Annotated in this window: 15 protein-coding genes and 1 pseudogene; 13 read left to right on the top strand and 3 right to left on the bottom strand. The window is 62.9% G+C overall.

Annotated features, from left to right (window positions below):
• Positions 1 to 216: 216 nt before the first annotated feature.
• From fabZ to tilS, 7 genes and pseudogenes are all read left to right on the top strand, one after another.
• On the top strand, positions 217 to 660 hold the full coding sequence (fabZ, locus tag BOH68_RS15750; RefSeq protein WP_077377839.1) for a 3-hydroxyacyl-ACP dehydratase FabZ: 444 nt from the start codon (positions 217 to 219) through the stop codon (positions 658 to 660).
• Positions 657 to 1,424, top strand: coding sequence for an acyl-ACP--UDP-N-acetylglucosamine O-acyltransferase (lpxA, locus tag BOH68_RS15745; protein WP_077377842.1), 768 nt, complete (start codon positions 657 to 659; stop codon positions 1,422 to 1,424). Before fabZ ends, lpxA begins: the two co-directional genes overlap by 4 nt.
• Positions 1,425 to 1,426: 2 nt before the next feature.
• Entirely contained in the window at positions 1,427 to 2,578 is a 1,152-nt protein-coding gene (gene lpxB / locus BOH68_RS15740; RefSeq protein WP_077377845.1) for a lipid-A-disaccharide synthase, read from the top strand.
• A 92-nt stretch (positions 2,579 to 2,670) separates the two neighbouring features.
• Positions 2,671 to 3,315: pseudogene (rnhB, locus tag BOH68_RS15735) on the top strand (ribonuclease HII); the annotation flags it as partial.
• A gap of 428 nt (positions 3,316 to 3,743) precedes the next feature.
• Entirely contained in the window at positions 3,744 to 7,244 is a 3,501-nt protein-coding gene (gene dnaE / locus BOH68_RS15730; RefSeq protein WP_077377851.1) for a DNA polymerase III subunit alpha, read from the top strand.
• Positions 7,245 to 7,521: 277 nt separating this feature from the next.
• The gene (accA, locus tag BOH68_RS15725) at positions 7,522 to 8,475 is read left to right on the top strand and encodes an acetyl-CoA carboxylase carboxyl transferase subunit alpha (RefSeq protein ID WP_077377854.1); all 954 of its coding nucleotides are present in this window, start codon (positions 7,522 to 7,524) and stop codon (positions 8,473 to 8,475) included.
• Positions 8,476 to 8,618: 143 nt separating this feature from the next.
• On the top strand, positions 8,619 to 10,079 hold the full coding sequence (gene tilS / locus BOH68_RS15720) for a tRNA lysidine(34) synthetase TilS (protein WP_103751452.1): 1,461 nt from the start codon (positions 8,619 to 8,621) through the stop codon (positions 10,077 to 10,079).
• 104 nt (positions 10,080 to 10,183) lie between these two features.
• Here tilS and ppx read toward each other — a convergent pair whose 3' ends face one another.
• Positions 10,184 to 11,746, bottom strand: a complete 1,563-nt coding sequence (gene ppx / locus BOH68_RS15715) for an exopolyphosphatase (protein WP_077377856.1) — start codon at positions 11,744 to 11,746, stop codon at positions 10,184 to 10,186.
• Positions 11,747 to 12,157: 411 nt separating this feature from the next.
• Here ppx and trxA point away from each other — a divergent pair, with 411 nt between their 5' ends.
• The 5 genes from trxA to folM all read left to right on the top strand — a co-directional run bounded on the left by trxA (position 12,158) and on the right by folM (position 17,565).
• Positions 12,158 to 12,484 carry a thioredoxin gene (gene trxA, locus BOH68_RS15710; protein WP_077377859.1) on the top strand — a complete coding sequence of 109 codons (327 nt, stop codon included), beginning with the start codon at positions 12,158 to 12,160 and terminating at the stop codon, positions 12,482 to 12,484.
• A gap of 528 nt (positions 12,485 to 13,012) precedes the next feature.
• The gene (rho, locus tag BOH68_RS15705) at positions 13,013 to 14,272 is read left to right on the top strand and encodes a transcription termination factor Rho (RefSeq protein ID WP_077377862.1); all 1,260 of its coding nucleotides are present in this window, start codon (positions 13,013 to 13,015) and stop codon (positions 14,270 to 14,272) included.
• Positions 14,273 to 14,469: 197 nt separating this feature from the next.
• Entirely contained in the window at positions 14,470 to 15,939 is a 1,470-nt protein-coding gene (gene ubiD / locus BOH68_RS15700) for a 4-hydroxy-3-polyprenylbenzoate decarboxylase (protein ID WP_077377865.1), read from the top strand.
• A gap of 84 nt (positions 15,940 to 16,023) precedes the next feature.
• The gene (locus tag BOH68_RS15695) at positions 16,024 to 16,818 is read left to right on the top strand and encodes an FAD-binding oxidoreductase (RefSeq protein ID WP_077377867.1); all 795 of its coding nucleotides are present in this window, start codon (positions 16,024 to 16,026) and stop codon (positions 16,816 to 16,818) included.
• A 33-nt stretch (positions 16,819 to 16,851) separates the two neighbouring features.
• Entirely contained in the window at positions 16,852 to 17,565 is a 714-nt protein-coding gene (folM, locus tag BOH68_RS15690; RefSeq protein ID WP_077377870.1) for a dihydromonapterin reductase, read from the top strand.
• A gap of 152 nt (positions 17,566 to 17,717) precedes the next feature.
• Here the strand turns inward: folM and BOH68_RS15685 are convergent, their stop codons facing one another.
• Both BOH68_RS15685 and BOH68_RS15680 read right to left on the bottom strand, forming a co-directional pair.
• A complete protein-coding gene (locus BOH68_RS15685; RefSeq protein ID WP_077377873.1) occupies positions 17,718 to 18,428 on the bottom strand; it encodes an anti-sigma factor in 711 nt (236 codons plus the stop codon).
• Positions 18,407 to 18,961, bottom strand: coding sequence for a sigma-70 family RNA polymerase sigma factor (locus BOH68_RS15680; RefSeq protein ID WP_077377876.1), 555 nt, complete (start codon positions 18,959 to 18,961; stop codon positions 18,407 to 18,409). The genes BOH68_RS15685 and BOH68_RS15680 overlap by 22 nt, the downstream gene beginning before the upstream one ends.
• 794 nt (positions 18,962 to 19,755) lie before the next feature.
• Here BOH68_RS15680 and BOH68_RS15675 point away from each other — a divergent pair.
• Positions 19,756 to 20,850 (top strand): 3-deoxy-7-phosphoheptulonate synthase, encoded by a 1,095-nt coding sequence (locus tag BOH68_RS15675; RefSeq protein WP_077378189.1) that lies wholly within the window; start codon positions 19,756 to 19,758, stop codon positions 20,848 to 20,850.
• Positions 20,851 to 21,036 lie beyond the last annotated feature (186 nt).

Here is a 21,036-nt window from a genome sequence, read left to right as displayed (position 1 = left end):
TTGTCCATGAGGCAGTGGTCGCTGGTTTTGTGCCTTGTGCCGAGCGCCTGTCCAGGCAGGTCATCTCGTCAGCCCGGCGACTCTGGGCAATGAGCGGCTGCCAGTCGCGCGCAAGGACGCTATAATGCGCGCCATTGCCAGAACGGCGGTCCGGACCGTCATTACATGCCTGCCCGAGTGCGGCAGGCATTTCGTTATTTCAGAGGTTGCAAGCCAATGGTTATGGACGTCAACGAGATCCGTGAGTATCTCCCGCACCGCTATCCTTTCCTGCTGATCGATCGGGTCATGGAACTGTCCCTTGGCGAGTTCATCGTCGCGCGCAAGAATGTGAGCATCAATGAGCCGTTCTTCAATGGCCACTTCCCGGGACACCCGATCATGCCGGGTGTGCTGATCGTTGAGGCCATGGCTCAGGCGGCAGGTATTCTGGGTTTCAAGACGGTCGACAAGCGTCCTGCCGATGGTTACATCTATTACCTCGTGGGCAGTGACAACGTGCGCTTCAAGCGTCCGGTCATGCCGGGCGACCAGCTCGAGATCAGCGCCCGCGTGCTGCGCGAGAAGCGTGGTATCTGGAAGTTCGCCTGTCAGGCCAAGGTCGACGGTGACGTGGTCTGTGAAGCCGAAATCATCTGTGCCGAGAGGAAGGTCGCTTGATACATCCTACTGCCATTGTCGATCCCGGCGCCCGCCTGGCCGACGATGTCGAGGTCGGTCCGTTTTGCGTGATCGGTGCCGACGTCGAGATCGGCGCTGGCACGGTGGTGGGGCCGCACGTCGTCATCAAGGGTACGACGGTCATCGGTGAGCGTAACCGCATCTTCCAGTTCGCCTCGGTCGGTGAGGATTGCCAGGACAAGAAGTACGCCGGTGAGCCGACACGCCTGGAGATCGGGGATGACAACGTCATTCGCGAGGGTGTGACCCTGCACCGGGGTACCGTCCAGGATGCCAGCCTGACACGCATCGGCAGTCGCAACCTGTTCATGGCCTACTCGCACGTGGGCCATGATTGCATCATCGGGGATGACTGCATCATGGCCAATCAGGCGACGCTGGGGGGGCATGTCCATCTGGGCAATCACGTCATTCTCGGCGGCCTGTCGGCGGTGCACCAGTTCTGTCATGTCGGCGAGCACGCCATGGCGGGTGGTGGCTCCATCATCACCAAGGACATCGCGGCCTTCGTGATGGTCAATGGGCACCCTGCCGAGGCGCATGGCCTCAACAGCGTCGGCCTCAAGCGCCGTGGTTTCAGTCGCGAGACCATCTCCGCCCTGAACGCGGCCTACAAGACGGTCTTCCGTCAGGGGCTGACACTGGCGCAGGCACTCGAGAAGCTGGAAGGTGAGCCGCCTCTCGCCGAGCGCGATGTCTTCATCGCCTCGCTCAAGGCGTCCACTCGTGGCCTGACACGCTGAGCATGCGCATCTTCCTGGTAGCCGGAGAGCTCTCCGGTGACATCCTCGGTGCCAGCTTGATGCGCGCGCTCAAGGCGCGTCATCCCGATGTCGAGTTTCGTGGCATCGGGGGGCCGCGCATGCAGGCCGAAGGCTTCGACAGCCTCTATCCGCTGGAAACTCTCTCCATCATGGGGCTGGTCGAGGTGCTCAAGCATCTGCCGGAGTTGATCAAGGTGCGTCGCCATCTGTTGCGCGACGCGCTTGAGTGGCAGCCTGACGTGATGATCGGTATTGATGCTCCCGACTTCAATCTGGGGCTCGAGCTGCGCCTGCGCAAGCGGGGCATCACTACGGCGCACTATGTCAGTCCCTCCGTCTGGGCCTGGCGTCAGGGCAGGGTGAAGACCATCCGCCGTGCCGTCGATCGCATGCTGACCTTCCTGCCCTTCGAGGCGGCCTTCTATCGCGAACATCAGGTGCCGGTGACCTTCGTCGGCCATCCGCTGGCGGATGAGTTGCCGCTCGAGGATGATCGCGATGCTGCTCGCCTGCAGCTGGGGATTGCCCCCGACGTGCAGTTGCTGGCGGTGTTGCCGGGATCCCGTGGCAACGAGATTCGTTTCCTCGGCGAGACCTTCCTGGCCTCCATTGAGCGCCTTTGCCAGCGTTACCCTGCGCTTGAAGTGGTGATTCCGGCCGCCACGCCGCTGCGGCGTAGCGAGCTTGAGTCACTGATGCAGGGGCGCGAGGCGCTGGATCGCAGTCGCATTCACCTCATCGATGGCCAGTCGCGTGAAGCGATGACTGCCGCCGATGCCGTGCTGCTGGCCTCCGGTACGGCAGCGCTCGAATGTCTGCTGTGTCATCGTCCGATGGTGGTGGCCTATCGCATGGCGCCGATGACCCACCGCATCGCACGGCACATGGTCAAGACCGATTGGATTTCGCTTCCCAACCTGATTGCCCGCGAGACATTGGTGCCGGAGCTGATCCAGGACGCAGCCACGCCGGAGTCCATCGAGGAAAGCCTCGCTCCCTTGCTGTCGCGTGCCGCCGGCGATGTCTGTCGCCAGCGTGAGCTGCGTGAGCGCTTCGTCGCCATGCATCGTGAGTTGACCTGTGATGCCAGCGCCGCGGCCGCCATTGCCATCGGTGAGCTGGCGGGGCGCTGATCACGGCCGCCCGAGATGCCTTTACTGACTGATACCCCCTGATCGGCAGGCCGCAACAGTGGTCTGTCGGTTGTCTGACGCCCCGAGATACCATGACCGATTCTGCCGATCGACCCGCCACTCTGCCCGCCAGTCGCAAGCGCAAACCTGCCGATGATTTCCCGGCGCTGGTGATCCCCTATCACGGGGAGCTGCTGGCAGGTATCGATGAGGTCGGGCGTGGACCGCTGGTCGGGCCCGTGGTGGCGGCAGCGGTGATTCTTGACCCGAATGACCCCATCGAGGGCATCACCGACTCCAAGAAACTCAGCGAGAAGAAGCGCCTGGCACTGTACGAGCAGATTCGTGCGCGTGCCTGGGCCTGGGCGATCGCCGAGGCCACCAGTGAAGAGATCGATGAGCTGAACATCTATCAGGCCACGCACCTGGCGATGCGGCGCGCCATCGATGCCCTGGGTGTGCGCCCGGAATATCTGCTGGTGGATGGCAACCGCTTGCCGGGGCACGAGATTCCCGGCATGGCGGTGGTGAAGGGCGACCTGCGCCACGCCGCCATCGGCGCGGCTTCCATACTGGCCAAGGTATACCGCGATGCCCAGATGGCAGCGCTGGATGCCTGCTTCCCCGCCTACGGTTTCGCGCGTCACAAGGGCTACCCGACCCGCGAGCATCAGGCCGCCATCGAGACGCATGGCATCCTTACCCTGCATCGCAAGAGCTTCGGGCCGGTCAAGCGGCTTTACATGGCCGGGCATGTGCCGCAGGCCGTGCCGGAAGATGCATTGATCGCGCTGCCAGCCCCGGTTGAGCCAACCGCTGAGCCGGACAAGGCTGTCGAGTCATCAGAGCAATCGTCGGGGCCGTCAGAGCGATCGTCGGGGCCGTCAGAGCAGGAAGCGGCCCTGGCGACGAGTGAGCCGAGCCAGTCTCCCGCTGAAAAAAAGCCGCCAGCCGTGGTCTGACTGATGCCAGTGAGACCACGGCATCCCCGTCAGTCGAGGTCGTCCTGACAGGCGAGGCGCCTTCAGACGCTGCCCCCGACGCGCTATCCTTGGCAGCGGAGTCCCCGCCTTCAGCGTCCGAGGCGCCGGCAGCGTCAGCGCGGCCATCGTCACCCGCCGCGACTGAATCCTTTACCGTCACGCAGACTTCACGAGCCGATTCCATGACCACGCCCTTTGTTCACCTGCGCGTTCACACCGAGTTCTCTCTCGTCGATGGTCTGCCCGGCGTCAAGCCGCTGATCAAGGCGACCGCCACGGCAGGCCAGCCGGCTGTCGCGGTCACCGACGAGGCCAACCTGTTCGGGCTGGTCAAGTTCTACTCCAATGCCCGAGGGGCCGGGATCAAGCCGATCATCGGTTCCGATCTGTGGATGACCAATCCGCAGGACGTCACGCGCCCCTACCGCATCACGCTGCTGGCGATGAATGACATCGGCTATCGTCATCTGACCGAGCTGATCTCGCGCGGTTGGACCGACGGCCAGAAGCAGGGGCGTGCCTATCTCGAGAAGCAGTGGATCTTCGAGCAGGCCGAGGGGCTGATCGTGCTGTCCGGGGGTCGCGAGGGCGAGATCGGGCGTCATCTGCTCTCGGATCACGAAGACACCGCACGGACCCTACTGAGCGAATGGAAGGCGGTCTTCGGGGATCGCTTCTATCTGGAGCTGACCCGTACCCAGCGCCAGTACGAGGAAGAGTGCCTGCACCTGTCGGTGGCGTTGGCGGAGGCGACCGATACCCCGGTGGTCGCCACCAATGACGTGCGCTTTCTCAAGCGTGAGGACTACTGGGCCCACGAGACGCGCGTGGCCATCGGGGAAGGCAAGGCGCTGGATGACCCGCGCCGCGAGACCCGCTACAGCGATGAGCAATACCTGAAGACCGCCGAGGAAATGCACGAGCTGTTCGCCGACATTCCCGAAGCGCTCGAGAACAGCGTGCTGATCGCGGCGCGCTGTTCCGTGACGGTTCAGTTGGGGACCTACTTCCTGCCCGAGTTCCCGGTGCCGGAAGGCATGACGATGGATGAGTTCTTCCGCAAGGTTTCCCATGATGGCCTGACGGAACGCCTCGAGAAGCTCTATCCGCGCGACAGGCATCCCCGCGACAGCGAAGCCTGGGCCGACACCGAACAGCGCTATCGTTCCCGCCTGGACTTCGAGCTCGACATCATCCTGCAGATGGGCTTCCCCGGGTACTTCCTGATCGTCATGGACTTCATCCAGTGGGGCAAGGACAACGGCGTGCCGGTCGGTCCGGGGCGTGGTTCCGGTGCCGGCTCACTGGTGGCCTATGCCCAGAAGATCACCGATCTGGATCCGCTGGAATACGACCTGCTGTTCGAGCGCTTCCTGAACCCGGAGCGTGTCTCCATGCCCGACTTCGACGTCGACTTCTGCATGGAGAAGCGCGATCGCGTCATCGATTACGTGGCCGAGCGCTACGGGCGCAATGCGGTCTCGCAGATCGTCACCTTCGGCACCATGGCCGCCAAGGCGGTGGTGCGTGACGTGGCGCGTGCCCAGGGGCGCCCCTACTCGCTGGGCGACAAGCTCTCCAAGCTGATTCCCTTTGAAGTCGGCATGACGCTGGAGAAGGCCATCGAGCAGGAGCCTCAGCTCAAGGAATTCATCGAGAACGATGAAGAGGCCCAGGAAATCTGGGAGATGGCGCTCAAGCTCGAGGGCACCACCCGCGGTACCGGCAAGCACGCCGGGGGCGTGGTGATCGCTCCCACCAAGCTGACCGATTTCTCGCCGCTGCTGTGTGAAGAGGATGGCAGCGGTCTGGTGGTGCAGTTCGACAAGAACGATGTCGAGGAAGCCGGGCTGGTCAAGTTCGACTTCCTGGGGCTGCGTACCCTGACCATCATCGACTGGGCGACCGAGATGGTCGACAAGGTCCGTGAGCGTGAAGGGCTGCCGCCGCTGGAGATCGATGACATTCCGCTGGATGACGCCAAGACCTTCGACATGCTGCAGAAGGCGGAGACGACGGCGGTCTTCCAGCTGGAATCCCGCGGCATGAAGGAGCTGATCAAGAAGCTCAAGCCCGACTGCCTGGAAGACATGATCGCCCTGGTGGCCCTGTTCCGCCCGGGCCCGCTGCAGTCCGGCATGGTGGATGACTTCATCAACCGCAAGCACGGTCGCTCCGAAGTGTCTTATCCACACCCGGATTATCAGCATGAGCTGCTCAAGCCGGTACTGGAGCCGACCTACGGCATCATCCTGTACCAGGAGCAGGTCATGCAGATCGCGCAGGTGCTGGCCGGCTACACGCTGGGCCAGGCCGACATGCTGCGCCGCGCGATGGGCAAGAAGAAGCCGGAAGAGATGGCCAAGCAGCGTGCCGGCTTCATGGAAGGGTGTGCCGAGAAGGGCATCGACAAGGACCTGGCGGGCAACATCTTCGACCTGGTGGAAAAGTTCGCCGGTTACGGCTTCAACAAGTCCCACTCGGCGGCCTATGGCCTCGTCTCCTACCAGACGGGCTGGCTGAAGGCGCACTATCCGGGGCCGTTCATGGCCGCGGTGATCTCGACCGAGATGCAGACCATCGAGAAGGTGGTACCGCTGATCGAGGAATGCCGCCATATCGGCCTGACGGTCACGCCACCGGACGTCAACATCGGTGGCTACAAGTTCACCGTCGACCTCGAAGGGCGCGTCGTCTACGGGCTGGGCGCGATCCGTGGCGTGGGCGAGGGCCCGATCGAAGCGATCGTCAGCGCACGTGCCGAGGGTGGGCCGTTCAGCGACATCTTCGACTTCTGCAAGCGCATCGATGCCAAGAAGATCAACAAGCGCACCCTGGAGGCGTTGATCCGCTCCGGGGCGCTGGACAACATCGGCCCGTCCCGTGCGGTGCTGATGCTGGCGGTGGAGGATGCGCTCAAGGCCGCCTCCCAGAATCATGCCAACAACGATGTCGGCATCACCGACATGTTCGGCGATGCCTTCAGCGAGCCGGAAACGGATGTCTACGCCGGCTATCGCAAGGCGCGTGAGTGGACCGACAAGGAGCGCCTCACCGGCGAGAAGGACACCCTGGGGCTCTATCTGACCGGCCATCCCATCGATGAATACGAAGGTGAGCTCAAGCGCTTCATCAATGCGCGCATCAGCGACCTGAAGCCGTCGCGGGAGCCGCAGCGCATCGCCGGGCTAGTGATCGCCATGCGCACCATGAAGTCCAAGCGTGGCGATACCATGGCCTTCGTGACCCTGGATGATCGCACCGGACGCATCGAGGCCTCGATGTTCGGCGAACTCTACGACCAGGTACGCAACAAGCTGGTACCTGACAGCGTGGTGATCGTCGAGGGGGAGGTCAGTCAGGATGATTATTCCGGCGGCCTGCGCCTGCGTGGCAAGGATGTCACGCCGATCATCGATGCGCGGGCGCGCTTCGGTGAGGCCGTCGAGATGAGCATCGCCGCCGAGGATATCGGCGGACGCTTCACCCAGCAGCTATCCACGCTGTTGACGCCGCACCTGGCCAGCGAAGGCCTGCCGATGCGGCTACGCTATCGCAATGCCGCCGCGGAGGCCTGGCTGGAGCTTGGTGAGCAATGGCGCGTCGCCCCCAGCGATGAACTGCTGATCCAGCTGGGTGAGGTGGAAGGCCAGCGCGGCGTGCGACTCAAGTACCGTGAGTGATTGTTGATCAAGGGGGAGGGACGCCATCCCTTCCCCTTGATGATGCAAGTGAAACGAGGTGGTGAAGGGCGTGGGGGAGAGGCAATCCCGCGCCGAACGGGCGGGCAAGGTTTGCACCTGTCGAACAGGGTGCGATAATGCCCCCCTATCTTTTCCGTACCCAATTCCATGCCGACTGTGACCGCCGTGAGCCACAGATCGCCTGAGCGCTTGCTCAGGGGGAGTGACCCGGCCGACTCGCTTTCCTGGCTGCCCGAGACGACGAACGAAACGCCTTATGAATCCCAATTATCTGGACTTTGAACAGCCGATCGCCGAGCTGCAGGCCAAGATCGAGGAACTCCGTCTGGTCGGTAACGACTCCCAGGTCAACCTGTCTGACGAGATCGCTCGTCTGCAGGACAAGAGCACCAAGCTCACCGAGTCCATCTTCAAGGACCTCGGTGCCTGGCAGGTATCTCAGCTGGCGCGTCATCCGCAGCGTCCGTATACCCTCGACTACCTCGAGAACCTGTTCACGGATTTCGATGAGCTGCACGGCGACCGTCACTACGCGGACGATGAAGCCCTGGTCGGTGGCATCGCGCGTCTCGACGACAAGCCGGTGATGGTGATCGGTCACCAGAAAGGCCGTGACGTGAAGGAAAAGGTGCGTCGCAACTTCGGCATGCCGCGTCCGGAAGGCTACCGCAAGGCCTGCCGTCTGATGGAGATGGCCGAGCGCTTCAAGATGCCGATCCTGACCTTCATCGACACCCCGGGTGCCTATCCGGGCATCGGTGCCGAGGAGCGCGGTCAGTCCGAGGCCATCGCCTACAATCTGGCAGTGATGTCGCGCCTCAAGACCCCGATCATCTCCACCGTCATCGGTGAGGGCGGTTCCGGTGGTGCACTGGCCATCGGCGTGTGTGACGAGCTCAACATGCTGCAGTACTCCACCTACTCGGTGATCTCGCCGGAAGGGTGTGCCTCCATCCTGTGGAAGAGCGCAGAGCGTGCCGCCGATGCCGCTGATGCCATGGGCATCACGGCCTCGCGCCTCAAGGAGCTGGGCTTCGTCGACAACCTGATCAAGGAGCCGCTGGGTGGCGCGCACCGCAACCCGCAAGCTGCTGCCGACAGCATCAAGGCCGCGCTGGGTGAAGGCCTGGAGCGTCTTGGCGCGCTGGATGCCGACGCCCTGCTGGAGCGTCGTTACCAGCGCCTGATGAGCTACGGCGCACCGGCATGATCTCTGCACATCACGCTTGATGCGCATGCAGTTCACGCCTGAGTGACCAGGACGCCTCCGGAATCTTCCGGGGGCGTCCTTGCGTTCAGGGCCGCTTTTTCTCCGCTCACTCCATCCATCTGCTTTCGCGACGGGAGCTCGGCATGTCTCTGTCTTCTTCACTGGACTCGATGTCCTCGTCTCCGCAGTCTCTTGGCGAGATGGCGGAATCGCGCGCACTCGTTGCCGTCCGTGCGGCGTTGGCAGCAACGGATTCACGGCACACGGTATGGATCGCACTCTCGGGCGGACTGGATTCGGTGATGCTGGCGAGGCTGGTGGCGCGAGCGGCGCAGGAGTGCCCGCGACGGCTGCGCCTGGTGCATGTGCACCATGGCCTGCAGGCGGCCAATGATGATTTCGAGCGTCTGGCGCGCAGGCTGGCCTCGCGGTTGGGGCTGCCGTTGAGTGTGCGCCATCTGGCGCTGGATGAGGCCGCTTTCAAGTCGCGAGGCGTGGAGGCTGCCGCACGTGAGGCGCGGCTGGCGGCACTGACGGCCTGTCTGGCGGCGGGCGATAGCCTGTGGCTGGCGCAGCATCAGGATGATCAGGCCGAGACACTATTGCTCAACGCGCTGCGCGGCAGTGGCGGGCGCGGGCTGGCGGCCATGCCGCCTGAGCGGGCGCTGACCGTGGGCAACTTGTCCACTGGGCGAGATCTGCCCCCCCATGCGCGTGCACGACTGGTACGCCCGCTGCTGGATGTCTCTCGCCGTGATCTCGAGACTCTGGCGAGTCAGCAAGGGCTATGTGTCTCACGAGACTGGTGCGAGGACCCCAGCAATCTCAGTCAGCGTTTCGATCGCAATTATCTGCGTCACACGGTGCTGCCGGCACTCGAAGGGCGTTGGCCACAGGCTGCGGGCAGCCTTGCGCGCTCGGCGCAGCAGCTCCAGGAAGAGCAGTCATTGCTGGATGAGCTGGCGGCCGAGCTGCTGGCGAAGGTACGGCTGTCAGGCGCGGAGCGCGTCACGCCGGGGCAGGAGCTGGAGCAAGGGCAGGAGCAAGAGCAAGAGGTGCAGCTGTCGCTGGCACGTCTGGGCGAGTTGAGTGAGCCACGTCAGCGTCTGGTCCTGCGCCACCTGTGCCAATCACGCGGCTGGCCGGTGCCGCCGCGCGGGCGCCTGGCCAGTCTGCAGCAGTGGATCGTCACGCCGCCGGACTCGGTGGCGGAGGTGCGCTGGCACAGTCCGGTCTCAAGTCTGGTGGTGCGCCTCTGGCGCGGTCAGCTGTGGTGGCAGGCGAGTGATACCGTTACAAGGCATGGTCTTGGTGATGGGGTCAGTGACTGCCAACGGCGTGAACTGGATGATCGGGCGAGACAGAGCTGGCAGGCATTGGCCGCGCAGGAGGACGAAGTCGTGATCGGTCAGCGTCAGCCGGGTGATGTCATGCGTCTGGCTGACAGGGGCCGGCGGGACCTCAAGCGCCTGCTGCAGGAAGCCGACATCCCACCCTGGCAGCGCCACCAGCTGCGGGTGGCGCGACGTGCCCGCGATCAAGCCATCGTGGCGCTATGGCATCCCGCGTGCGGGTGGTGGTTGCGAGCAAAGCCGAGTGGCTGACTGTGGGCCTCAGAAGTCGGCCCCGGGAGTCAGTCTCGACAGAGAGTCTCACGGGGCCCTGGGCGTAGTGGCGGGACAGCACGAGGCCAAGGCGGCGACCGTTCTCAGTCGACGCCTTCGAGGGTGAGCGTCATGTCGGCGGCCTTCTGCAGACTGCTTTCCTGGGTCAGGTCATCACAGATCAGACTGTGATCCCGATATTCTTCTGCCAGGCTCAGTCGCAATTCGTCGCCCTTGGCGCTCAATTGCGTGCCGAGGACAGGCTGTTCAGGGCGTGAATGATTGAGCATCACGGCGATGCGCAGCAGGCGCGCCAGACGGGCGAGGCGTGGCTGAAGCGTCAGCGGCAGATTGGCAAGCTCCCGGCTGGCGAACTTGCGACGATGGGCGCGTACCAGGAAGGCGAGCGCCTTCTGCTCCGGTCGCGAGAACCCCTGCAGGTCGGAATGCTCGATCAGGTAGGCGCCATGACGATGGAACTGGCTATGCGAGATGGCCAGCCCGACTTCATGCAGTTCGGCCCCCCAGGCCAGCATCTGACGGGAGGTTGCCCCCAGTGACCACGCATCCGCGACCTGGTCGAACAGCGCCAGCGCGGTATCGCGCACGTTGGCCGCATGGCGGGTGTCGATACCATAGCGACGACGCAGCAGATCGATGGCCGCGATGCGCGAGTCTTCCGCCGTATTGCGACCGATCAGATCAAACAGCACGCCTTCGCGCAACGCGCCATCGGAGTAGCGGATCTGCTCGAGTTCCAGGGCTTCGAAGATACCGCACAGGATCGCGACCCCGGCCGGGAAGACGCTGGCGCGGTCACTTTTCAGGCCTGGCAGGCTGACCTTGTCGAGACGCTTGAATCCCAAGAGAGCGGTGCGCAGCCGATGGAGTCCCTCGCGAGTCACCAGGCCGTGTGCTGCCCAGCCATGGGCTTCCATCACGCTGGCGGCTGCCTTGATGGTGCCGGAGGAGCCGACGGGGTCGTCCCAGCCCAGCTCGCGATAGCTGCGCTGTATGCTGGCCAGCTCCGAGCGAGCGGCCAGTTCGGCACGGCGCATGCGTTTCTCGCTGATCTCGCCGTCAGAGAAGAATGTCTTGGTATAGGCCACGCAGCCCATGTGCAGACTTTCCAGCAACAGCGGCTCGAACTGTTCACCGATGATGAATTCCGTCGAGCCGCCGCCGATGTCGATGATCAGACGCTTGCCATGCACATCGGCCAGGGCATGGGCGGCCCCCAGATAGATCAGGCGCGCTTCTTCACGGCCGGCGATGATCTCGATGGGATGCCCCAGCAATTCCTCGGCGCGATCGATCAATGTCTGGCTGTTGTGCGCGGCACGCAGCGCGTTGGTGCCGACGATGCGCAGATGCTCCGCCTCGATGCCATCCAGGAAGGGCGCGAACTGTGCGAGGCAGTTGAGCGCACGCTCCATGGCATCTTCACTGAGCATGCCGTCTTCATCCAGGCCAGCTGCCAGCTGGATCTTCTCGCCCTGCTTGGCCACGACCTGCAATTGTCCGGCCTGATGATTGGCCAGCAGCAGATGGAAACTGTTGGAGCCGAGATCGATGGCGGCCAGCTTCAACAGTGGTGCATCGTCACTGGTGTCCGTGGCAGCGGGGGAGCTGTCAGGTAGAGAGGAGGCTGAATCACTCAAATGCATGGTCCTTGTGGCAGGTCCTGCTGGCAGGCCTTGCGCGAACGGGCGCTGCTACATGCGCTGTCCTCGAGGGCAGGGCGCCATGTGCCAAGCCGTCCACGCTGCGGAGTATCACGGTAAAGAATGCAATGTCAGTCTGGATCAAGGTTGCGGCGACTTGTGTGAGGTGTCAAACCTCATGGCATGTCGTCGGCAGGATCGGTCGAGAGTGGGGCATGTCAGAGACAGGGCGTGGTAGTCTACTGGTGCGACATGACAGTCGTGCGAAGCGCCAGAGAGCGATGCCTCTCGTGCAAGGCGCTCGCGTGACACCGCTCGTCGCGGGGCTTGCCGTCATCGTCGTCACGCTGAAGCATCATCATTTACCTGCAGGAAGATCAGCAAGGCCGATGTGGCCTGGGAGATAACGTCGCGATGAGCGAACGTGTGGCACCGATTTCAGAAAGAGACTTTGAATCCGTGGTGTTGGAGAGCGAGCAGCCGGTACTGGTGGATTTCTGGGCCTCCTGGTGTGGGCCGTGCAAGACGGTGGCCCCGACACTCGAGTCGCTGGCGGAGGAATATGAAGGGCGGTTGAAGATCGTCAAGGTCGATGTCGATGAGGCCCCTGAGCTGGCGTCCCGTTTCGGCGTTCGTGGCGTGCCGACCCTGATGCTGTTCCTGTCCGGAAATGTCGAGGCCAGCAAGGTCGGGGCGATGCCTCGTGCGCAATTGGCCGCCTTCCTGGATGCCAACCTGTGATGGGGGATGACGCCGTCAGTTGAGCGGCGGCCCCGTCCCCCGGGCTGCGCTGGCATGGCCTCTGAGCACGGGACTTGCGTTCGAGGTGAAGCTTGACTACCATCGAGGCGTTCGCCTGATTACACGCTCTCTGATTGCGTCATGTCGACCGTCCCACGGTCCCCCAGTTGTCAGCCAGCCCTCTGGTAATTCTGTCCTTCTATTCACAGGTCAGCCACCAGGCGATTCATACCGCTAGATTCCATATCGAGAAGACTTTTACGTCAGGAAGCACGACGCCCCATGTCCTTGCGGACGGGCTGCAGTCGCTCGACACTCCGTTGCCGAATCCGTTGTACGGCCGTGGTGAGTGATCTTTCCTGAACCTTTGGCACCTGTATTCTTTCCACTCAGGCGCTTGCCCCCGGGAATGCTGTCGAGATCAGCCTGCACTCACACAGTACAGTGTCAGTCTCTGCCTCCTGCTCGTCTTCTCGATTCCCTTCTTATCTTCAGCCCTGCTGACACGAGCTACGTTCAAACAAGCCGATGAATCTTACCCAACTCAAGCAAAATACCGTCCCGGAACTGCTGGAACTCGCCCAGACCATGGGGATCGACAACCTGGCACGTTCGCGCAAGCAGGACATCATCTTCGCCATCCTCAAGAAGCACGCGAAAAGCGGCGAGGATATCTATGGTGATGGTGTGCTGGAAATCCTGCAGGACGGCTTCGGCTTCCTGCGCAGTGCGGATTCTTCCTACCTTGCTGGCCCCGACGACATCTACGTTTCCCCGTCCCAGATTCGCCGCTTCAATCTGCGCAAGGGCGATACCATTTCCGGCAAGATTCGTCCGCCGAAGGAAGGGGAACGTTACTTCGCGCTGCTCAAGGTCAATCAGATCAACTTTGACCGTCCCGAGAACGCCAAGCACAAGATCCTGTTCGAGAACCTGACGCCGCTGTTCCCGCAATCGCGTCTGCTGATGGAAATCGGCAACGGTTCCACCGAGGACATCACCTCGCGCATCCTGGATCTCACGGCCCCGATCGGCAAGGGACAGCGTGGTCTGATCGTGTCACCGCCCAAGGCGGGCAAGACGATGATGCTGCAGAACATCGCCGCCTCCATCACTCGCAACAACCCCGAATGTCACCTCATCGTGCTGCTGATCGATGAGCGTCCCGAGGAAGTCACCGAAATGTCGCGCACCGTGCGCGGCGAAGTCGTGGCCTCCACCTTCGATGAGCCGCCGGCCCGTCACGTCCAGGTCGCCGAGATGGTGATCGAGAAGGCCAAGCGTCTGGTGGAGCACAAGAAGGATGTCGTCATCCTGCTCGATTCCATCACGCGTCTGGCGCGTGCCTACAACACCGTGGTGCCGTCTTCCGGCAAGGTGTTGACCGGTGGTGTCGATGCGCATGCCCTCGAGAAGCCGAAGCGCTTCTTCGGTGCCGCGCGCAACATCGAGGAAGGCGGCAGTCTGACCATCCTCGCCACGGCGTTGGTCGACACCGGTTCCAAGATGGACGAAGTCATCTTCGAGGAGTTCAAGGGCACCGGTAACATGGAAGCGCACCTCGACCGCAAGCTGGCCGAGCGTCGTGTCTTCCCGGCACTCAACATCCGTCGTTCCGGTACGCGTCGTGAAGACCTGATCGCGTCTGAAGATGAAATGCAGCGCATGTGGATCCTGCGCAAGCTGCTCAATCCGATGGAAGACGTGGCCGCGACCGAATTCCTGATCGACCGCCTGAAAGATACCAAGACCAACCTCGAGTTCTTCGAGGCCATGAAGCGCCGCTGAGCCGATGTCCTGAGTTGACGAGGCAATGCCATGGATTCCCCACGTGATTCCGTTCAATGACGGAATCACGTGGGGAATCAGCACTTCCCGAGACGCCCATCTCCTGATCAGGAGATGGGCGTCTTGCGTTGTCGGCCTGCCGACTATCGGCTGGCAATGGTATGCTCGGAACCTGATCAAGCCGACCGGAAACTCCCATGCAGTATCGAGACTTGCGCGATTTCATCGCGGCGCTGGAAGAGAAGGGCGAACTCAAGCGCATTCGTGCCGAGGTGGACCCTTACCTGGAGATGACCGAGATCTGCGATCGCACCCTGAAGGCGGGTGGTCCGGCGTTGCTGTTCGAGAACGTCAAGGGCCACAGCATGCCGGTGCTGGGCAATCTGTTCGGCACACCGCGTCGTGTGGCGCTGGGCATGGGGCAGGAATCGGTCGAGGCGCTGCGCGAAGTCGGCGAGCTGCTCGCCTTCCTCAAGGAGCCGGAGCCGCCCAGAGGCTTCCGTGATGCCTGGGACAAGTTGCCGATCTTCAAGCAGGTGATGAGCATGGGCCCCAAGCGGGTCAAGCGTGCGCCCTGTCAGGAGGTCGTGCTGGAGGGGGATGATGTCGATCTCGACATGATTCCGATCCAGCACTGCTGGCCCGGAGACGCCGCGCCGCTGGTGACCTGGCCGCTGGTGATTACCCGCGGGCCGCACAAGGAGCGTCAGAACCTCGGCATCTACCGTCAGCAGAAGCTTGGCAAGAATCGGCTGATCATGCGCTGGCTGGCGCACCGTGGCGGGGCTCTGGACTTCCGTGAGTGGCAGAAGGCCCATCCGGGTGAGCCCTTCCCGGTCGCCGTGGCGCTGGGGGCTGACCCCGCGACGATTCTGGGCGCTGTCACTCCGGTGCCGGATACGCTGTCCGAGTATGCCTTCGCGGGGCTGCTGCGCGGCTCGCGCACCGAGCTGGTCAAATGCGGCCTGTCGGAGCTCGAGGTGCCGGCCAGCGCCGAGATCATCCTCGAGGGCTACCTGTATCCGGATGACATGGCACCGGAAGGCCCCTACGGCGATCACACCGGCTATTACAACGAGGTCGAGAGCTTCCCCGTCTTCACCATCGAGCGCATCACCCATCGGCGCGATCCGATCTATCACTCGACCTATACCGGGCGTCCACCGGATGAGCCGGCGATTCTCGGTCTGGCCCTCAATGAGGTCTTCGTGCCGATTCTGCGCAAGCAGTTCCCGGAGATCGTCGACTTCTATCTGCCGCCGGAGGGATGCTCCTACCGCATGGCGGTGGTGACGATGAAGAAGCAGTACCCCGGCCACGCCAAGCGCGTGATGATGGGAGTCTGGAGCTTCCTGCGCCAGTTCATGTATACCAAGTTCGTGATCGTGCTGGATGATGATGTCGATGCCCGCAAGTGGGAAGATGTCATCTGGGCCATCACCACGCGGATGGACCCGAGCCGTGATACCGTTCTGGTCGACAATACGCCGATCGACTATCTCGATTTCGCCTCGCCAACCGCGGGGCTCGGCTCCAAGATGGGCATGGATGCCACCAACAAGTGGCCCGGCGAGACCGACCGCGAATGGGGCGAGCCCATCGTGATGAGCGACGAGATCGTCTCGCGGGTCGATGAGCGCTGGGACAGTCTGGGCATTCTGGATTGAGTCTCACCTGACCATCACCACTCATGCATTTACCCTGCCTCGGCGCCAGGCGTCGCGGCAGGCTTCAGACAACAAGAGGATACGATGACGGCGCGGACCCTGACCTGTCATGTCGAGAGTGTGGAAGACCTGACCCCGGACGTGTTTCGTGTGCGCTTTGCCGCACGTCCCGAGGCCCTGGCGCATGCGCCGGGCCAGTATCTCGAGATGAAGCTCGACGACACCACCTGGGTACCGTTCTCCATCGCCAACGCTGCCAAGGGAGATGGCGTGCTTGAGTTGCACATCCAGCACTGGCCGGAGCGCAGCAACTCGGCGCGTCTGCGCAGCCTGCTGGTCGCGGCCAATCAGCTGGAGTTGCGCCTGCCGAATGGCGAATGCGTGCTCGATCTCGACGACCCCAGTCCCATCGTGCTGATCTGTGCCGGTACCGGATTCTCGCAGATGCATGCCATGTTGCAGGCAGCGTTTGCACACGGCCTCAATCAGCCCATCGAACTGTGGTGGGCCGCGCGTGAGCGTCGGGATCTGTATCTGGAAAGCGCTGCGCTCCACTGGGCCGCCAGTCAGCCCAATTTCCGCTACGTGCCGGTACTGGAAGAAGCGCCTGAGGCGGGTGATGCCCACCATCAGGCACTGGAAGCGGCTGGGGTCGAGGCAAGCTTCAATGGCCATATCGGTCGTATCGATGATGCGCTGCGAGCGCATGCGGAGAGCATGGCAGGCAAGCGCGTCTATCTGTCGGGCTCGCCCGGCATGGTCTATGCCTGTGTCGATGCGCTGACGCCGCTGGGGGTCGAGGCCGGCGCGCTGAGCTCCGATGTCTTCAGTTATGCACCACGCGAGCCGCTGCTGGATCCGGCGCTGGTATCCGGCTGAAGCTGCCTGACGTTGCCTGAAGGAGTCGAGTGAATGAGTCAGTCCCCCATCCTGATCACCGGTGGCGCCCAGCGACTGGGGCGCTACTGCGCCGAACGTCTGGTGGATGATGGCCATCCCGTCATCATCAGCTACCGACGTGAGCGCGAAGAGCTCGATGCCCTGCGGGCGTTGGGTATCCGCACCGTCCAGGCGGATTTCTCCAGTGAGGCGGGCATCCAGGCCTTCATCGCGACGATTCGTGAGATGACGCCGACGTTGAGGGCCATCGTGCACAATGCCAGCGACTGGGCGCCGGATGGTGGGGCGGAGGAGCGCGGCGAGATGTTCGAGCATCTGTTTCGCGTCCACATGCAGGCGCCGTATCTGATCAATCTGGCGCTGCGTGATCTGCTGGAGGCAGGTATCGAGACTCAGGCCGACATCGTTCACATGAGTGATTTCGTGGTCCAGAAAGGCTCGCGCAAGCATGCGGCCTACGCGGCCAGCAAGGCGGGGCTCGAGAATCTGACCTTGTCGTTCGCATCGATGTTCGCGCCACGCATCCAGGTCAACACCATCGCTCCGGCGCTGATCATGCTGCGCCCGGACGACGATGATGACTACGCCGAGCGAGCGCGGGCCAAGTCTGCGATGCAGAGTGTGCCGGGCCCAGGGGTGATCTGGCAGGCGCTGCGTTATCTGCTGGACAGTCCCTATGTCACGGGCACGACACTGCCGGTGGATGGCGGACGTCATCTCACGTGACGGGTATTTCCTGCCGGTGTCCGGGTAGCCTCCAGAGATCGAGGCCCGGCAGAGCAGCATGAAAAAAGCCCCCGCTGAGAAGCGGGGGCTTTTTCGTTGATGCGGCGTCGTGTGGTGACGCAGCGTTTGCCGTCAGTGCTTGCAGGCAGTGCCTACAGAATGTGGCGGCCTTCTACGGCGGTGAACTGGCCTTTCTTGAGCGTTGGGCCCATGTTCTGACCGGAGGGAGCGCCGCCCGGATTTTCCAGCGTGATCACCAGATCGCTGTCGGGGAAGGCGGCCAGATATTCCTTCGGCACCTCCACCTTCATGGTGCCGGAGTGCGGCAGGATGCCCAGTGACATCGGCTCCTTGCCATCCTTGGCCATCAGCCACAGCTCGCAGACCTTGCCGGGGGCCGGGGCGTTGGGGCTGACGGCCTGGACCATCATCTCACCCGAGTGGGAGGCATTGACGATCCAGCCGGGGCTGCTGTCAGGGTTGCTGACCACGAACACGTAGTCGCTCTCCATGCTCTCGTTCTGACCCAGACTGAAGGTCAGGCTGACGGCGAGTGCGAGGCTGAACGCCGTGGCCGTCATGCCTTGCCACAGGCCCAGGCGACGCCACCACGGCTGCCGGGCGGTGCCCGTCGCCTCGGCGATGCCTTGCCAGACATCGGCGGGCGGCGCGACAGGGGGCAGCTGTTCATTGAACACGTTCAGGTGTTCGCGCCAGCGCTCCACATCGCGCTGCAGATCGTGACTTACGGAGAGCAGCGACTCGAAAGCGGCGCGCTCACTGCGTGTCAGGGTTCCGAGCGCGTACTCGCCCGCTGCGGTTTCGCGCAGTTCGGGATCGCTCAGATCAAATGACTCATGCATGTCTTTAACCTCTCGAGTCCACGTCGGACCCAGCTCTTGACGGTGCCCAAGGGCTGGTCCAGTTGGTTGGCCAGATCCTGGTGGGTGAGGCCTTCGAAGTAGGCCAGTTCCAGGGCGCGGCGTTGATCGTCATTCAGCTCGGCCAGACACTGGTGGAGTTCACCACTGTGCTGGGCCAGGTCGACATCTGCCTCGATATCACTTCGACCGGGCATGGCAGCGATCAATTCGTCGCTGTCGTGCTCGCTGGGTCGCTGTCGACGTATCCAGTCGATGGCGATGTTGCGGGTCATGGTGCCGAGCCAGGTCATCGGGCGGGCGCGGCCGGCGTCATACTGGCCGGCGGCGGCCCATACCCGGATGTAGACCTGCTGAAGACAATCCTGCGCGGATGCCTCATGTCTCAAGATACGCAGCAACTGAGCGTATAGATGCGCACTGGTTGCGCGATAAAGTCGATCCAGTGCCTTGGCATCCTGCCGGGCACATCCCGACAGATACTCTATCAGTGCTTCATTTCGGGAATCCTGCATGCATGCATTCCAAGCTGTGGGCGCGGTGTCAGGCACCGCTGGACGAATGCGCGTTGCCGATCATGTCGTTCGACAACCAAAGGTTATACTGATGCCACTCCGGGCTGATAGTCCTTCTTTATACGTGCAGGCAACGGTTTGTTGCCCGATCACGCTTGCGTGCGACGTTTCGTAGTGCAAGGATAGAGTCATCGACGCTTCATCGTCATCACTGGACACCGGCCCGACCCATGAATCAATCCTCAAGCTCCCGCCTTCGCACTGCCGCTGCCTGCCCTTCGGGTCAGCTGGCGTCGGCTGCGTGTGCGGCCGGCTATTGGTATTGGTTTACACAGGGGCGCGCCTGAGGTTACGGCGTGCCTGTCTCGTACGGGCTGCCACCACCTTGAAGAACCCCCGGTCGCAGCCACGACCGGGGGTTCTTGCGTTTGGGCCCGGCAATCTCTCATGACGAGAGAGGCGTGCCACCCTAACGTGCCAACGATGATAGCAGCATGAATGACTGGAGGAATGACCATGCGTACCACGATCCCGACTACCCGCTTCTCTTTCGCTTCCGCTCGGGTCGTGCATGGTTATTGGCGCTGGCGATTTAGCGGCGTCCTGCCTCTTTCCGCTGTCACCGCGGGGCAGGGCGAGCAACATCGGGGTGACGATTCGCGAAGTCCCTGTCTGTCAGAGTGAATATTGCGTGATGAAGCCGAAGCTTCGTCACAGGAGAGAAGACCATGAACGCCAGCCTTGAACGCGTGTTGACGAATGACCCGCACACAGCCGATACCACTGTCGACACCATGACCGCCGAGACTACCCCCGTGACCCGCTTCGATGCCGCCCAGACACCGACCACTCCCGGACGCATCAGTCGTGAAGCCCTGCCCAGCGCCAGCGAATTGCGCGCGCAGCTGCCGGTGGATGCTGACCTGGCCGGCCAGATTCGCCAGCACCGCGCTGAGATCAACGCGATTCTTGCCGGGGAGGATGATCGTCTGCTGGTGGTGGTCGGCCCGTGTTCCATCCATGATCTCAAGGCCGCGCGTGAATACGCCCAGCGCCTTGCGGTGATCGAACCGCAGGTCCGTGATCGCCTCAAGCTGGTGATGCGTGTCTATGTCGAGAAGCCGCGCACGACGGTGGGCTGGAAGGGGCTGGCCTATGATCCGCATCTGGATGGCAGTGATGACATGGCCAGCGGCCTGCGTCAGGCGCGTGAACTGATGCGCGAGATCAATCAGCTGGGCCTGCCGGTGGCGACGGAGCTGCTGCAGCCCCTGACGGCCGCCTACCTGGAAGACCTGCTCGGCTGGGCGGCCATCGGGGCACGCACCACCGAGTCACAGATCCACCGCGAGATGGCCTCCGGCCTTGGCTGCGCCGTAGGCTTCAAGAATGGAACCGATGGTGGGGTCGAGGTCGCCGTGCAGGCGATCGGTGCGGCAGCTCACGGGCATCGCCACTTCGGCATGGATGACAGCGGGCGCCCGGCGCTGATCGAGACCGCGGGCAATCCCCACACCCACGTGGTGCTGCGGGGCGGCCATGGTCAGCCCAACTACGATGCAGACTCGGTGGCCGCCTGCCGGCGAGAGCTGGAAGGGGCCGGTCTGACACCGCGACTGATGGTCGACTGCAGTCATGCCAACTCGCGCAAGGACCACCGTCGTCAGAGCGAAGTGATGCTGGATGTGCTCTCCCAGCGTCTGGCCGGTGATGACGCCTTGATCGGCGTGATGCTGGAAAGCCATCTCAACGAGGGCAAGCAGGCATTGCCGGCAGCGGACAAGCTCTCGCAGCTGCGCCATGGCGTTTCCGTGACCGATGCCTGTCTCGGGTGGGAGACGACGGAGCATCTGCTGAGTCTGGCGGCAGAGCGTCTGCGAGACGCCTGACCCAGACACCACCCTGCTGGTGAAGCCCTCTTTCCTCACGGCTGACGGAGCAGGTCTCGCGCTTGTGAATTCCCCGCGCCCGATGGTCATGCGACCGTCGGGCGCTGTCGTTTGCATGAGGCGTATCGTTCGCGTCATACGACTGTCATTTGGTTCGCGTATCACTCTTGTTGCCCTTGGCGGCCC

The sequence above is a fragment of the Cobetia sp. MM1IDA2H-1 genome, assembly GCF_002916775.2.
In the GTDB taxonomy this organism is placed as follows: Bacteria; Pseudomonadota; Gammaproteobacteria; order Pseudomonadales; family Halomonadaceae; genus Cobetia; species Cobetia marina.
Note: the sequence above shows the minus strand (reverse complement) of the source record. Positions and strands in the feature narration are given on the sequence as shown.

Coding starts and splice junctions, on each gene's coding strand:
- BOH68_RS15680 (WP_077377876.1), bottom strand. CDS start 18,961: ATGCAGGATTCCCGAAATGAAGCACTGATAGAGTATCTGTCGGGATGT.
- folM (WP_077377870.1), top strand. CDS start 16,852: ATGAGTCAGTCCCCCATCCTGATCACCGGTGGCGCCCAGCGACTGGGG.
- rho (WP_077377862.1), top strand. CDS start 13,013: ATGAATCTTACCCAACTCAAGCAAAATACCGTCCCGGAACTGCTGGAA.
- trxA (WP_077377859.1), top strand. CDS start 12,158: ATGAGCGAACGTGTGGCACCGATTTCAGAAAGAGACTTTGAATCCGTG.
- fabZ (WP_077377839.1), top strand. CDS start 217: ATGGTTATGGACGTCAACGAGATCCGTGAGTATCTCCCGCACCGCTAT.
- BOH68_RS15685 (WP_077377873.1), bottom strand. CDS start 18,428: ATGCATGAGTCATTTGATCTGAGCGATCCCGAACTGCGCGAAACCGCA.
- dnaE (WP_077377851.1), top strand. CDS start 3,744: ATGACCACGCCCTTTGTTCACCTGCGCGTTCACACCGAGTTCTCTCTC.
- ppx (WP_077377856.1), bottom strand. CDS start 11,746: ATGCATTTGAGTGATTCAGCCTCCTCTCTACCTGACAGCTCCCCCGCT.
- accA (WP_077377854.1), top strand. CDS start 7,522: ATGAATCCCAATTATCTGGACTTTGAACAGCCGATCGCCGAGCTGCAG.
- lpxB (WP_077377845.1), top strand. CDS start 1,427: ATGCGCATCTTCCTGGTAGCCGGAGAGCTCTCCGGTGACATCCTCGGT.
- BOH68_RS15695 (WP_077377867.1), top strand. CDS start 16,024: ATGACGGCGCGGACCCTGACCTGTCATGTCGAGAGTGTGGAAGACCTG.
- ubiD (WP_077377865.1), top strand. CDS start 14,470: ATGCAGTATCGAGACTTGCGCGATTTCATCGCGGCGCTGGAAGAGAAG.
- tilS (WP_103751452.1), top strand. CDS start 8,619: ATGTCTCTGTCTTCTTCACTGGACTCGATGTCCTCGTCTCCGCAGTCT.
- BOH68_RS15675 (WP_077378189.1), top strand. CDS start 19,756: ATGACCGCCGAGACTACCCCCGTGACCCGCTTCGATGCCGCCCAGACA.